The organism is Klebsiella sp. GB_Kp056, from assembly GCF_040064755.1.
Taxonomy (GTDB): Bacteria; Pseudomonadota; Gammaproteobacteria; order Enterobacterales; family Enterobacteriaceae; genus Klebsiella; species Klebsiella quasipneumoniae.
The window spans coordinates 1-14,064 of the sequence record NZ_JBEAJA010000027.1 but is presented as its reverse complement, the minus strand read 5'-3'; the positions used below and the strand labels follow the sequence as shown (position 1 = coordinate 14,064).

The 14,064-nt window shown below is 56.0% G+C and carries 11 protein-coding genes and 1 tRNA gene; 6 read left to right on the top strand and 6 right to left on the bottom strand.

The window, feature by feature from the left end:
* Nucleotides 1-236 precede the first annotated feature (236 nt).
* Entirely contained in the window at nt 237-335 is a 99-nt protein-coding gene (locus ABLV52_RS01725; RefSeq protein ID WP_032428955.1) for a hypothetical protein, read from the bottom strand.
* Between ABLV52_RS01725 and ABLV52_RS01720 the strand changes: the two genes are divergently transcribed.
* Together ABLV52_RS01720 and ABLV52_RS01715 are read left to right on the top strand one after the other, a co-directional pair.
* Nucleotides 334-2,031 carry a sensor histidine kinase gene (locus ABLV52_RS01720; RefSeq protein WP_023290579.1) on the top strand — a complete coding sequence of 566 codons (1,698 nt, stop codon included), beginning with the start codon at nt 334-336 and terminating at the stop codon, nt 2,029-2,031. The two genes, ABLV52_RS01725 and ABLV52_RS01720, sit on opposite strands and share 2 nt — an antisense overlap.
* 11 nt (nt 2,032-2,042) lie before the next feature.
* A complete protein-coding gene (locus tag ABLV52_RS01715) occupies nt 2,043-2,780 on the top strand; it encodes a LytTR family DNA-binding domain-containing protein (RefSeq protein WP_065883075.1) in 738 nt (245 codons plus the stop codon).
* A gap of 54 nt (nt 2,781-2,834) precedes the next feature.
* On the opposite strand, the gene glk is transcribed toward ABLV52_RS01715, so the two are convergent.
* Nucleotides 2,835-3,800 (bottom strand): glucokinase, encoded by a 966-nt coding sequence (gene glk / locus ABLV52_RS01710; RefSeq protein ID WP_004202027.1) that lies wholly within the window; start codon nt 3,798-3,800, stop codon nt 2,835-2,837.
* Nucleotides 3,801-4,063: 263 nt separating this feature from the next.
* Here glk and ABLV52_RS01705 point away from each other — a divergent pair, with 263 nt between their 5' ends.
* Nucleotides 4,064-5,299 carry an ion channel protein gene (locus ABLV52_RS01705; protein ID WP_049013229.1) on the top strand — a complete coding sequence of 412 codons (1,236 nt, stop codon included), beginning with the start codon at nt 4,064-4,066 and terminating at the stop codon, nt 5,297-5,299.
* Here the strand turns inward: ABLV52_RS01705 and ABLV52_RS01700 are convergent.
* Nucleotides 5,296-6,957: a thiamine pyrophosphate-binding protein gene (locus tag ABLV52_RS01700; protein ID WP_032453679.1), complete on the bottom strand. Its 1,662-nt coding sequence runs from the start codon at nt 6,955-6,957 to the stop codon at nt 5,296-5,298. The two genes, ABLV52_RS01705 and ABLV52_RS01700, sit on opposite strands and share 4 nt — an antisense overlap.
* Nucleotides 6,958-7,137: 180 nt before the next feature.
* Between ABLV52_RS01700 and mgrA the strand changes: the two genes are divergently transcribed.
* Both mgrA and ABLV52_RS01690 read left to right on the top strand, forming a co-directional pair.
* Nucleotides 7,138-8,130: an L-glyceraldehyde 3-phosphate reductase gene (mgrA, locus tag ABLV52_RS01695; protein WP_023290583.1), complete on the top strand. Its 993-nt coding sequence runs from the start codon at nt 7,138-7,140 to the stop codon at nt 8,128-8,130.
* A 130-nt stretch (nt 8,131-8,260) separates the two neighbouring features.
* Complete coding sequence (locus tag ABLV52_RS01690) at nt 8,261-8,620, top strand: DUF2502 domain-containing protein (protein ID WP_023290584.1); 360 nt, start codon at nt 8,261-8,263, stop codon at nt 8,618-8,620.
* 57 nt (nt 8,621-8,677) lie between these two features.
* Here the strand turns inward: ABLV52_RS01690 and ABLV52_RS01685 are convergent, their stop codons facing one another.
* Nucleotides 8,678-9,919 (bottom strand): Nramp family divalent metal transporter, encoded by a 1,242-nt coding sequence (locus ABLV52_RS01685; protein WP_004202021.1) that lies wholly within the window; start codon nt 9,917-9,919, stop codon nt 8,678-8,680.
* Nucleotides 9,920-10,265: 346 nt separating this feature from the next.
* Between ABLV52_RS01685 and nupC the strand changes: the two genes are divergently transcribed.
* Nucleotides 10,266-11,468, top strand: a complete 1,203-nt coding sequence (gene nupC / locus ABLV52_RS01680) for a nucleoside permease NupC (protein WP_012540950.1) — start codon at nt 10,266-10,268, stop codon at nt 11,466-11,468.
* Between the two features lie 48 nt (nt 11,469-11,516).
* Here the strand turns inward: nupC and ABLV52_RS01675 are convergent, their stop codons facing one another.
* Nucleotides 11,517-13,688, bottom strand: coding sequence for an EAL domain-containing protein (locus tag ABLV52_RS01675; RefSeq protein WP_044524302.1), 2,172 nt, complete (start codon nt 13,686-13,688; stop codon nt 11,517-11,519).
* Nucleotides 13,689-13,894: 206 nt separating this feature from the next.
* Nucleotides 13,895-13,970, bottom strand: a tRNA-Ala gene (locus tag ABLV52_RS01670).
* Nucleotides 13,971-14,064: the final 94 nt, after the last annotated feature.

The window sequence follows — 14,064 nt, the reverse complement described above, 5'->3', positions numbered from 1 at the left end:
CTGTTGCGGCTCGTTTAGAAAATAACCTGAAAAAAATCACGTTGTCGAGTGCCCTGACGAAAAATAATCACTGGCGTTAAAAACGGGTATCGTCTGCGCTAAATACGGCAGTACGCTGCGGAATGAATACCGTTTTGTCTGCAAGTGGTAACATATTGATATCTTTTCTATCACGGGTATTTATCGTTTCTTCTGGCGTCTGGCGGTACATCACCTCCCCACCCCTCAATCCCCTTTTAAAAGTGCGCCTTTTCCTCATTATTTTTCTGCGGCTGGTCTTCTGTCGTCAGGTTTTTTATCATGTCCTTTTCTGGCCACTGACGCGGCGCACCCATGCACGAAATCTTTACTATGATGCTGGCGGTCTATGATCGTGCGGCCCTGATGCTTATTTGCCTGTTTTTTCTCATTCGCCTGCGCCTGTTCCGCGAACTGTTGCATAAGTCGGCGCATACGCCGAAAGAGCTGCTGGCTGTCACCGCCATTTTCTCGCTGTTCGCGCTCTTCAGTACCTGGTCCGGTGTGCCGGTGGAAGGATCGCTGGTAAACGTGCGCATCATCGCCGTGATGTCCGGCGGGATCCTGTTTGGTCCCTGGGTGGGGGCCATTGTCGGGGTGATTGCCGGTGTGCACCGCTATCTGATTGATATTGACGGGGTGACCGCCGTGCCCTGCTTTATCACCAGCATCATCGCCGGCCTGCTGTCGGGGTTGATTAACCGCAAAGTGGCCCGCGATCAACGCTGGAAAATCGGCATTCTGGCCGGAATGGTCTGCGAGACTCTGACCATGATCCTGGTGGTGATCTGGGCCCCTTCCCTCAGCCTCGGCGTGGATATTGTTTCGAAAATTGGTATCCCGATGATCCTCGGCAGCGTCTGCATCGGTTTTATCGTGCTGCTGGTGCAGAGCGTGGAAGGGGAAAAGGAGGCCAGCGCCGCGCGGCAGGCGAAACTGGCGCTCGACATTGCCAACAAAACCCTGCCGCTGTTCCGTCAGGTCAACAGCGATTCTCTGCGCCAGGTTTGCGACATTATCCGCCGCGACATTACCGCCGACGCGGTGGCGATCACCAATACGGAACACGTGCTGGCCTACGTGGGCGTCGGTGAAGCCAACTATCAACATCATAACGATGTCATCAGTCCCACCACCCGACAGGCCATCCGTTATGGAAAAATCATTATTAAAAACAATGATGAAGCCCACCGTACGCCAGAGATCCACTCCTTGATGGTCATTCCGCTGTGGGAAAAAGGGGTGGTCACTGGTACGCTAAAAATCTATTACTGCCACGCCCATCGCATCACCTCGACGCTGCAGGAGATGGCGATAGGCCTGTCACAAATCATCTCCACCCAGCTGGAGGTTTCCCGCGCCGAACAGCTACGGGAGATGGCCAACAAAGCGGAGCTGCGCGCTCTGCAAAGCAAGATTAACCCGCACTTTTTATTCAATGCCCTGAACGCGATCTCCTCCTCGATTCGCCTTAATCCGGACACCGCGCGCCAGCTCATTTTTAATCTGTCGCGCTATCTGCGCTATAACATCGAATTAAAAGACGATGAGCAGATTGATATCAAACGAGAGCTGTATCAGATCAAAGATTACATCGCCATTGAACAGGCGCGATTCGGCGACAAACTGACGGTTATCTATGATATTGACGACGACGTCAGCTGCGTGATCCCAAGCCTGCTTATCCAGCCTCTGGTGGAAAATGCCATTGTGCACGGCATTCAGCCCTGTAAAGGGAAAGGCGTGGTGACGATCGGCATCAATGAGTGCGGAAATCGGGTTCGCATCAGCGTTCGCGACACCGGCAACGGCATCGATCCCGCCGTGGTCGCCCGCGTGGAAGCCGATGAAATGCCGGGTAACAAAATCGGCCTGCTCAACGTTCATCATCGGGTGAAACTTCTCTATGGCGAGGGGCTGCATATCCGCACCCTGACGCCAGGAACGGAGATTGCTTTTTATGTCCCCAATCACTCTACGCCGCAGGCGCTGACGGAGTCTCTGTTGTCATGAGTGGAGAAAAGATGAAAGTTATCATTGTGGAGGATGAGTTTCTGGCCCAACAGGAACTCTCCTGGCTTATCAACACCCACAGCCAGATGGAGATCGTCGGCAGCTTTGACGACGGACTGGACGTGCTGAAATTTCTCCAGCACAACAAGGTCGACGCCATCTTTCTCGATATCAATATTCCATCGCTGGACGGCGTTCTGCTGGCGCAGAACATCAGCCAGTTCGCCCATAAGCCTTTTATCGTCTTTATCACCGCGTGGAAAGAACACGCCGTGGAAGCTTTTGAGCTGGAGGCGTTTGACTACATTCTGAAGCCCTACCAGGAGTCGCGCATCATCAATATGCTGCAGAAGCTGACCGCCGCCTGGCAGCAGCAAAATAACGCCGCTTCCGGGTTAACCAACGTGGCGCCTCGGGAAAACGACACCATCAATCTGATAAAAGATGAGCGGATCATCGTCACCAGCATTCATGATATCTATTATGCCGAGGCGCACGAGAAGATGACCTTCGTCTACACTCGCCGGGAGTCATTCGTCATGCCGATGAACATTACCGAATTCTGCAGCAAACTGCCCACCGCACATTTCTTTCGCTGTCACCGCTCGTACTGTGTGAATCTCAGCAAAATTCGGGAAATTGAGCCGTGGTTTAACAATACCTATGTGCTACGCCTGCGCGACCTGGAGTTTCAGGTTCCGGTCAGTCGCAGTAAAGTGAAAGAGTTTCGCCAGCTGATGAATCTGTAGACGGCGGGGCTCCCCGCCTGGCCGGGCTACGACAGTAGCCCGGGAGGAATGCGCTTACAGCACCTGACCCAGCGTCTGACGCAGATGCGCGCCGGAGCCCAGCAGGCCTGGGTTGTCATGCACGATCAGGTAAACCGGGATATCCTGGACATAGGCTTTAAAACGGCCTTTGTCCTCAAAACCGCCGCGGAAGCCGGAGGCTTTAAAGAACTCCAGGAAGCGCGGCACGATGCCGCCAGCGATATAGACCCCGCCAAACGTCCCCAGGGTCAGCGCCAGGTTTCCACCGAAGCGCCCCATAATGACGCAGAACAGCGACAGCGCCCGGCGACAGTCGGTGCAGCTATCCGCCAGCGCCCGCTCGGTGACCTCACGCGGCTGCAGGTTCTCCGGCAGTCGACCATCCGATTTGACTATCGCGCGATAAAGGTTGACCAGACCAGGACCGGAGAGGACGCGTTCTGCGGAGACATGCCCCAGCTCAGCGCGCAGCTCTTCCAGAATAATGCCCTCTTCTTCGCTGTTCGGCGCAAAATCGACATGGCCGCCTTCGCCCGGCAGGCTGACCCAGCGCTTATCAACGTGTACCAGATGGGCTACGCCCAGCCCGGTTCCGGCGCCATAAACGGCGATCGGTTTGCCGGCTACCGGCGCGCTGCCGCCGAACTGAATCAGGTGCTCGGCTTTCAGCATCGGGATGGCCATTGAAACGGCGGTGAAATCGTTAATAATCTCCAGGTGCGCAAAGCCAAGGTTGCGCTTCATCTCGGCGATGGAGAAGGCCCAGGTATGGTTGGTCATCGCCACCCAGTCGCCGGTGATCGGGCAGGCGATAGCGATACAGCCTTCGCTGACCGTCACCTGATGCTCCTCGAGATAGACGCGTACCACCGCCTCCAGACTGGGGTAATCGAGCCCGGAATAGGTCTTTGCACGAGAGATCTCTCCGCTCGCCAGATCACACAGCGCCAGGCGGGCGTTGGTCCCCCCGACATCTCCTACTAAAGCAAATTTTGTCATTCCGTTACGGCTCCGCTAAAGTCAAAATAAATCTTTTGGCACACTGTAAATTCATGGCGGCTTAACAACAACGTCCAACTCGCGGACGCCCCTTGTTTAGCGACACAGGTCACATTTAGTTTGTAATCAATGCAAAGTAGCCTATTAACGAGGCCACGGGTATCAGACGCCGCCTTAACTTTATCGTTTCAGCACCATTTGCATCGACGGTCCCCGCCGACAAAGGCAAAGTAGTGCTCCTGAACTTTAACAAGGACATTTTCATGCTCCATCCTCGCGCCAGAACAATGCTGATCCTGTCGGTGCCGGCTATCCTGATTGGCATCGCCTCCAGTCTGATCCTAATCGGCGCGATGAAGATTGCCGCGTTGCTGCAGCGCATCCTGTGGAGCAATTTGCCTGTGCAGTTTGGAGTGAGCGCCGAGAACCCGCTGTGGATCATCGCCATTCTCACGGCGACGGGGATCGCGGTGGGCCTGGTCGTCCGTTACAGCCCGGGGCATGCCGGGCCGGACCCGGCGACCGAGTCGTTAATCGGCGCGCCTATTGCCACCGGCGCGCTGCCCGGGCTGCTGGCGGCGCTGATCCTTGGCCTCGCCGGCGGCGTCAGCCTCGGCCCGGAGCATCCGATTATGGTGGTGAATATTGCGCTGGCCGTCGCCGTCGGCTCCCGACTGTTCCCGCGGGTCAGCTCTCTGGACTGGACCATTCTCGCGGCCTCAGGCACCATCGGCGCCCTCTTCGGCACCCCGGTGGCCGCCGCGCTGATTTTTTCGCAAACCCTCAACAGCAGCAACGAGTCGCCGCTATGGGATCGTCTGTTTGCCCCGATGCTTGCCGCCGCTGCGGGCGCGCTGACGACCGGGTTGTTTTTCCACCCCCACTTCACGCTGCCGCTCCCACACTATAGCCAGATGCACTTCGTCGATATCGTCAGCGGCATGATCGTCGCCCTGATCGCTATCGCCGTCGGTATGGTCGCCGTCTGGTGTCTGCCGCGCCTGCACACGCTGATGCACCGCCTGAAAAACCCGATCCTGACGCTGGGCCTCGGCGGCTTGCTGTTAGGGATCCTCGGGACCATTGGCGGACATTTAACGTTGTTTAAGGGGCTGGATGAGATGCAGCAGCTGGCCTTCAGCCAGACGCTGACAGCCTCGGATTATCTGCTCATCGCGCTGGTTAAACTGGCTGCGCTGGTTCTCGCCTCGGCCTGCGGCTTTCGCGGCGGGCGGATTTTCCCCGCGGTCTTCGTCGGCGTGGCGCTGGGGCTGATGCTGCATGCCCACGTGGACGCCGTGCCGGCGGCGATCACCGTCTCCTGCGCGATCCTCGGCATGGTGCTGGTCGTCACCCGCGACGGCTGGCTGAGCCTGTTTATGGCCGCCGTGGTGGTGCCGGACACCACGCTGCTGCCGCTGCTGTGCATTGTGATGCTCCCGGCCTGGCTGCTGCTGGCCGGGAGGCCCTTGATGATTGCCAGACACCATACCGACTAAACGCGGCTGTTTCGTTCCTCCAGCGCCTGCGTCACCGCGCGCAGGAAATCGGGAATATCCATTTTCGGCAGCATCACTTCCACCAGGGTGAGCGTATCGGAGGTGATGCTCTCCGCCATCGCCTCCCGTAGCTCATCGGTGTGCGTAACCCGCCAGCAGCGCGAGGCAACGTCCGGGGCGAAGGCTTCCGGCAGGCGTCGCCAGTCCCACAGGGCAATGTCATTGTAGCGCTGCTCCGGGCCGTGAATCGCCCGTTCCACGGTATACCCTTCGTTATTCAGCAGCAGAATAAGCGGCTTTTGCTTATCGCGCAGCATAGAGCCCATCTCCTGAATCGTCAGCTGGGCGGCGCCATCGCCGACAATCAGCACCACCCGCCGCTCTGCCGCCGCGGTTTGCGCGCCATAGGCGGCCGGGAGGGTAAAACCAATCGAGCCCCACAGCGGCTGGACGATCAGCGACGCCTCTGACGGCAGCTTCAGCGCGGCAATGCCGAAGGCGGCCGTCCCCTGGTCGGCGAGAATAATATCGCCGGGACGCAGCGCCCCCTGCACCGTCGCCCAGAAATTTTTCTGCGTGAGTTCGCCGTCGGCCCCCTCCTCCACTTCCGGCGCCACGACCTGAGGCGCAGCCCACTCCGCCGCCAGCGGTGCGGAAAGGGTCATCAGCGCAGCCAGTGCCTGATCCATCGGCACGCCGCTGAACCAGTGATCGCCCACCCTGACCGCGAAGGGCTGGATCTCTATCGTCTTATCCCGCGCCAGATGCTGGGTGAATCCCGCGGTGATGGTGTCGGTGAAGCGCGTGCCGATGCAGATGATGGTGTCGGCGTTTTCGATGGCCTCCCGGGTCTGCGGCGCGCTGGCGATACCGCTGTAGGTGCCGACAAAACCTCTCTGCTGCTCATCGAACAGCCCCTTGCCCATTAGCATGGTGGCGTGGGCGACGGGGGTTTTCGCTACCCATTCCCGGAGCGTGTTTTGCAGGCCATAGCGTTGCGCGAGGAAGTCCGCCAGCAGGGAGATGCGTCGACTGCCCCGCAGCAGGCGGCTGGCATGCTCGCAGAATCCGGCGAGCTGGTTTTCATCCGCCGGAGCGGCCTCCACCAGCAAGCGCTGCGCTGGGGCAATCGCTGCCGCTCTGGCGACATCGGCCGGCAGCATCAGATAGCCAGGCCGATGATGCGTCAGCATATCGCGCAGAACACGGTCGATCTCATGGCAGGCGTTGCCGGCGGTCAGCAGCGCCTGGCTACAGGTGATCTGCTCGCTCATCCGCGCAAAATGGCGGAAATCGCCGTCGCCCAGGGTGTGATGCAGCAGTTCGCCCCGCTGCTGAGCGCCAGTGGAGGGCGCGCCGACGATATGTAATACCGGAATATGCTCCGCATAGCTGCCCGCCACGCCGTTCAGGGCGCTCAGTTCGCCGACGCCGTAGGTTGTAAGTAACGCACCGGCTCCCTTAATGCGTGCATAACCGTCAGCAGCATAGGCCGCATTGAGCTCGTTGGCGCAGCCGACCCACCCCAACGCATTGTGCGCAATGACCCGGTCGAGAAACTGTAAGTTGTAATCTCCCGGCACGCCGAACAAGCGGTCAATACCGCAGTCGACGAGGCGATCCAGCAGATAATCCCCAATAGTGTAAGTCGGTTGCATATCCATTTTCCTCATTTTGGCGCAGGTGTAATTTGAGTATTGAATAAGCGATCCGCCTGTCCAGAAAGGGGGTGATAAAGGCGGTGTAAAGCAATAATTACGCCGAAAAAGCGATGTACTCCACGCAGAACATTGATTAGTGTAAACGTATACACACCCTGTTTTATCTGCGGAGGAAGAATGGTTTACCAGGCAAGTACCACGCGATATCAAACGATGGCCTATCGTCGCTGCGGCCGCAGCGGCCTTCAGCTGCCGGCAATTTCTCTCGGTCTGTGGCATAACTTTGGCGATGAAACGCGGGTGGAAACCAGCCGGCAGATGCTCCAGCACGCATTTGACCTCGGCATTACCCATTTCGACCTGGCCAACAACTATGGGCCGCCGCCGGGCTCGGCGGAGAGCAATTTTGGCCGCATCCTCAAAGAGGCGCTCCTGCCCTATCGCGATGAGTTGATCATCTCCACCAAGGCGGGCTACACCATGTGGGACGGCCCTTACGGGGACTGGGGTTCACGCAAATATCTGGTGGCCAGCCTTAACCAGAGCCTGCAGCGCATGGGGCTGGAATATGTCGATATTTTTTATCATCACCGCCCGGACCCGGAAACACCGCTGACGGAAACGATGCGCGCGCTTGATCACCTTGTCCGCCAGGGTAAAGCGCTGTACGTCGGCATCTCCAACTATCCGCTGGCCCAGGCGCGGGAGGCGGTGAAGATCCTTAACGATCTCGGCACCCCCTGCGTCATTCATCAGCCCCGCTACTCCATGTTTGAACGCGGCGTGGAAGAGGGGCTGCTGGATTTTTTGCAGACGGAAGGGGTGGGAAGTATAGCGTTTTCACCGCTGGCCGGCGGACAGCTCACCGACCGCTATCTCAACGGCATTCCGGCAGACTCACGTGCCGCCAGCAGCAGTCGTTTTCTGCAGCCGGAGCAGCTGACCAGCGCCAGATTAGAAAAAATTCGTCAGCTGAATACGCTGGCGGAAGCACGCGGGCAGAAGCTGTCGCAGATGGCGCTGGCCTGGGTGCTGCGTGAGGAGAAAGTCACCTCCGTGCTGATCGGCGCCAGCAAAACCGCCCAGCTGGATGACGCTGTCGGAATGCTGAAACATCGTCATTTCAGCGCCGAAGAGTGCGCCGCGATTGATGCCATCCTGGCGCTGTAAAGCAAATGTTACTTTAGCAAAAAGTGCTCTTTTCTGTGCTTTCGGAGTTCGTCCGATGCGATAGGTCTTTACCGGCCCGTAATATCACGTTAACAGGCCGCTTAGGGCCCCGATCGTGAAGGAGAAGAGTATGTTCAGGTCACTGATTCTGGCAGCAGTACTGCTGGCCGCAGCGCCATTAGTCGCTAACGCTGGTGAAATCACCCTGTTGCCATCGATAAAATTACAAATTGGCGATCGTGACAATTACGGTAACTACTGGGACGGTGGCAGCTGGCGCGACCGTGATTACTGGCGTCGTCACTATGAATGGCGTGATAACCGTTGGCATCGTCATGACAACGGCTGGCACAAAGGCTGGTACAAAGGCAGAGATAAAGCCTGGGAGCGCGGCTATCGCGCGGGCTGGAGCGACCGCGACGATCGCCGCGGCGGCTGGGGACGTGGTCCCGGCGGGCGCGGTCACGGTCATGGACATGGCCATCACTAACAGACGAAAAGGGGAGCCCATCGGCTCCCCTTCGCTTTATTCCGCATCAGGAGGCCATTAATCCACCCCGAGCAGCGATCCCACAATTAACCAGCCGTTCAGGCTCACCACAATCGCGACTATCGCCCAGCCGATGCCTCTCACCCAGCGGGTATTCACCAGGTCTCCCATTAGCTTTGCATTGCTGGTAAATATCAGCAGCGGTACCAGGGCAAGCGCAATACCAAAGCTCAGCAACACCTGACTCATCACCAGGATGCGCGTTGGATCCAGCCCCAGCAGAATGACGACAAACGACGGCAGCATAGTGACCGCCCGGCGAAACCACAGCGGAATATGAAAGCGAATGAAGCCCTGCATGACCACCTGACCTGCGAGAGTCCCCACCACCGTCGATGATAAACCTGCAGCGACCAGGCTGAGGCCAAAGATGGTCGCCGCCGCATGGCTCAGCAGCGGCTCCAGCGTTCTGTAAGCCTGATCAAGATCGGCGACGCCGGTATGGCCATTGAAATGGAATGCCGCCGCGGCGGTCGCCATCATCGCCAGGTTGACGAACCCGGCAATGGTCATGGCGATCGCCACATCCCAGCGGGTCGCGTTATAGCGCTCTTTTCGCGTCCCGCCGTGCAGGTGCTGGGTAAGCGAGGAGTGTAAGTAGATCACGTGCGGCATAATGGTGGCCCCCAGCACCCCGGCGGCTAAGAATACCGCCTCGCCGTTGGGCAGCGTAGGGATCGCCAGCCCTTTGGTCAGGGGAGCCAGCGCGGGCTGGGAAAAGATCAACTCAACGACATAGGCGACGGCTACAAACAGCAGCAAGCCGCCAATCACCTTCTCCAGCGGTTTTTGTCCGCGCCGCTGCAGCATCAGGATCAGGAAGGTCGCCACCCCGGTCAGCACCGCCCCTTGCAGAAGCGATACGCCCAGCACCAGCTTAAAGCCAATCGCAGCGCCGATAAATTCGGCCAGATCGGTGGCCATGGCGATGATTTCCGCCTGCACCCAGTAAAACCACACTACCGGGCGCGGGTAATGGTCGCGGATCTGCTCGGCCAGGTTTTTACCGGTGGCAATGCCGAGTTTGGCAGAGAGCACCTGGATCAGCATTGCCATCAGGTTGGCCCATACCACCACCCACAGCAGCTGATAGCCAAAGCTGGCGCCAGCCTGAATATTCGTGGCGAAATTACCCGGATCGATATAGCCAATGGCAGCGACGAAAGCTGGCCCCATTAAGGCGAGCTTCACCTTGCGCGCGGCGCGACTACTGCTATTCTCAACGCGACTGCTAGTCATCTTCTGCCTCTGGAAATATAGCCTTTGCTATGTTTCATGCTATCAAAATGCGAATGATTATCAAGTTCATTTAGAATGGAGATAATGATTGCTGTGATAGGAGGGAACAATTGCTGGCCGGAAATGAAAAACGGGCGTCAGTAAACCCGATCGCGCCCGCTATTAAGAGTAGTACAAGAATGCAACTTTTAAAACCTTTACGTAACATAACAAAAGTGGATGTTTGATCACTATTTTTGCCATTGGTCACAGTTCCTTGCAATAGTGTGCAATTGATCTCGTTTTCTTTAAAGCCGTTGCATAGAATGTGCACGGAAATTTAACCTGCCTCATATTTGGAGCAACTATGGACCGCGTCTTGCATTTTGTCCTCGCGATCGTTGTGGTGGCTATACTGGCCCTGTTGGTCAGTCATGACCGTAAAAAGATCCGTATTCGTTATGTTGTTCAACTGCTTGTCATTGAAGTCCTGCTGGCCTGGTTCTTCCTGAACTCCGATATTGGTCTGGGTTTTGTGAAAGGCTTCTCCGAGATGTTTGAAAAACTTCTCGGCTTTGCCAACGAAGGGACAAACTTCGTGTTCGGCAGCATGAACGACAAAGGTCTGGCCTTCTTCTTCCTTAAGGTTCTGTGCCCTATCGTCTTCATTTCCGCGTTGATCGGTATTTTGCAGCATATTCGCATCCTGCCGATTGTTATTCGCGCCATCGGTACCGTGCTGTCGAAAATCAACGGCATGGGCAAGCTGGAGTCCTTCAACGCCGTCAGCTCGCTGATCCTCGGCCAGTCGGAAAACTTTATTGCCTATAAAGATATTCTCGGCAAAATGTCGCGCAACCGTATGTACACCATGGCGGCGACCGCGATGTCCACCGTATCGATGTCCATCGTCGGCGCATACATGACCATGCTGCAGCCGAAGTACGTCGTCGCGGCGCTGGTGCTCAACATGTTCAGCACCTTTATCGTTCTGTCGTTGATTAACCCGTACCGTGTGGAAGAGAGTGAAGAAAATCTGCAGATGTCGAATCTGCACGAAGGTCAAAGCTTCTTCGAGATGCTGGGCGAGTACATTCTGGCGGGCTTTAAAGTCGCGATTATCGTGGCGGCGATGCTGATCGGCTTCATCGCGCTGATCTCCGCGCTGAACGCCCTGTTCGCCACTGTGACCGGCTGGTTCGGCTACAGCATCTCCTTCCAGGGGATCCTTGGCTATATCTTCTACCCGGTCGCCTGGGTGATGGGCGTGCCGGCAAGCGAAGCGCTGCAGGTGGGCAGTATTATGGCTACCAAGCTGGTCTCCAATGAATTCGTCGCCATGATGGATCTGCAGAAAATCGCCTCGACGCTCTCCCCGCGCGCGGAAGGCATTATCTCTATCTTCCTGGTCTCCTTCGCCAACTTCTCGTCTATCGGCATCATCGCCGGGGCGATCAAAGGTCTGAACGAAGAACAGGGCAACGTGGTTTCTCGCTTCGGTCTGAAGCTGGTTTACGGCTCCACGCTGGTCAGCGTCCTGTCTGCTTCTATTGCGGCTCTGGTTCTGTAACAGGCGCCTGTCATCTGAGCCGGGCGATGCCCGGCTTTTTTTTACCCGTCATTCGCCCAGCGGCTGAGGCTTGCCCACCAGGTAGCCCTGCAGATAATTCACCCCCAGCTCCAGCAAGCGCGCTTTTTGCGGTTCGCTTTCGACATATTCCGCCACCACGCTCATCTGTTTCGCCCGCGCCATCTCGACAATCGATTTCACCATAATGGCGTCCAGCGGGTCAGTGAGGATGTCGCGGACGAAGCAGCCGTCAATCTTGATGATATCGGCCTGCAGATGCTTCAGTCGTTCATAGTTCGCATATCCGGTGCCAAAGTCATCAATGGCGATGGCGCAGCCAAACGCGCGCAGCGCTTCAAGATTTTGCCGGCTGATGTCGGCATTGGAAAAGGCCTGCTCTTCAGTGACTTCAATAGTGATAAGGTCTGGTGAGACCGCATAGCGTTGAAACAGCGCGATAATCTGCGCGGCGCTATCCTTTTGCATCAGGGTTGCAGGCAGCAGATTGACCGAGAATCGCTGGCCAGCGTGCTGATGAAGCACGCTGAACAAGGTCTCCAGCACCAGCATGTCGAAACGTTGGCTGAGGTTAAACTGCACAATCAACGGGATAAACTGATCGGGCATAATGACGCTATCGCCACAGCGCATCCGGGTGAGGATCTCATGATATCCCTCCCCTTCCCTGTTCTGAATCGGTTGCGCATAGAGCATGAGCGCCCGCTCTTTGAGCACCTGCTTGACGCGCATGAGGAGGCGCACCTGCTCGGTGGTTTGATCCACCACCAGCTCCTGCTCCTCATCCAGCGCCAGCACCCGACGTTCGCTGCCCGCCTGTTCGGAAAGCCAGCTTAGCTGACCCAGCATCTGGTGAAGTCCCTCGCGCTGACCGTCGTCGCGGCCCCAGGCCGCGCCAAACTCCAGATCCAGCGGCTGATTGTGCCAGCTGAATTTTTTGTGGTTGAGAACCGCGACCATATGATGCAAACGGGATGAAGGCTCCGGTCCGTCAAGCACGAGGATCAGTTCGCTGCCCGGCACCTGGAAAACTTTATCCGCCGCCCCCAGCAGCGGTTGCAGCGCCCGAATAATCTGCCGTTTACAGTCCACCCCCATCATCAGGCCATAATGCCTGCTGAGAAAGTCGAGATTATGAATACGCAGGCTGCAGATAACCTGCTGCGGACAGCTTTGTAAATGGCTCTCCAGCGCGCGCAGGTTAGGCAAGCCAGTCAGCGGATCTTCTTCCGCCTGACTACGCCAGCGGCGTTTATTGCGATCGCTGCGGGCATAGGTGTCTGCCATATAAAACAAACAGATAGTAAAGGAGATCAACACTGACAGCACAAAGGATAATGAATACTCGCTTTGGACGCCCTGGAGAAAGTTTTTGTTATACACCACCAGTAAAAAAGCCGAGACCGACCATGAAATACGCAGCAGCGCATGACCAATCCGGCTAATCCCGATAAAGTAGACGATAAAAATCACCGGAACTAAATAACCGGCAATAAATTCAGACTGATACGGCGCACACAATAGCGTTAATATCACCGCCAGCGCAATAAACCAATATAGCGTAAAGGAACGATACTTTGCTGCCAGCCACGGTAAACATTCCTGCCGCCAGAATCGTCGAGCGTAGCGTGGATTGATAATCATCCGCATTGGATAATATAAAAAGGTGGTAAAAATTAATGCTGCGCTGATTAAACTTTGAATATCTATTACGGTGTAAATCAACGGCATACTACCAAAATAGCTGGTAATAGATAGGGGAAACGCAAAATATTGTCCGGCGAGGTACATGGTGATTTTCAGCAGCACCGGCGCGAAGAACCCGCCCCAGAAGATCCGCGCCCCCATATGTTTCGCCGTTGGACCACAGCGCCAGCGCTTACCCACCATCAGTCTTAGAATAGCGCAGGAGACGAACACCGCAAACAGCTGACAAAAGAGTAAGATAAACGCCTGCGGTAGCGTTAATTTAATTATCAGGCTATTGGTAATGGCAAATGCGAGAATTAATGGCGCAATCGCATAGCGACCAAAGATAAAAATAACAGAAAACATTACGCTGATTGGCAGCCAGGCAATATAAATAAGATTGCCATCAATAACCGTTTGCGGTGAAATAAAACGAGCCAGCGGAATAGCGACTAAACAGACGATAAAGGCCAACAGAGTTTTTTTGATATTAATGTTAATTTTATCAACCATTATTGTTAATTAAAACTCCGGCAACCTCATTACGTTTAATGGGGGAAATGTTATGTTGCTTATTTAGGGCAAGCAAGGTGAATTATCAGGAAAAAGTCTGAAATTACTTTCGATTTTAATAGCTGGAGATTAACTGACGTAACCAGAAAGTGCTTTACATGAAAATAGATAAAAAAAACCCCCGCCGAAGCGAGGGTTCTGAATTTTGGTGGAGCTAAGCGGGATCGAACCGCTGACCTCTTGCATGCCATGCAAGCGCTCTCCCAGCTGAGCTATAGCCCCACAGGACCTCTTTACGAACCAAATCCGCTGGGTGCAGAATTTGGTGGAGCTAAGCGGGATCGAACCGCTGACCTCTTGCATGCCATGCAAGCGC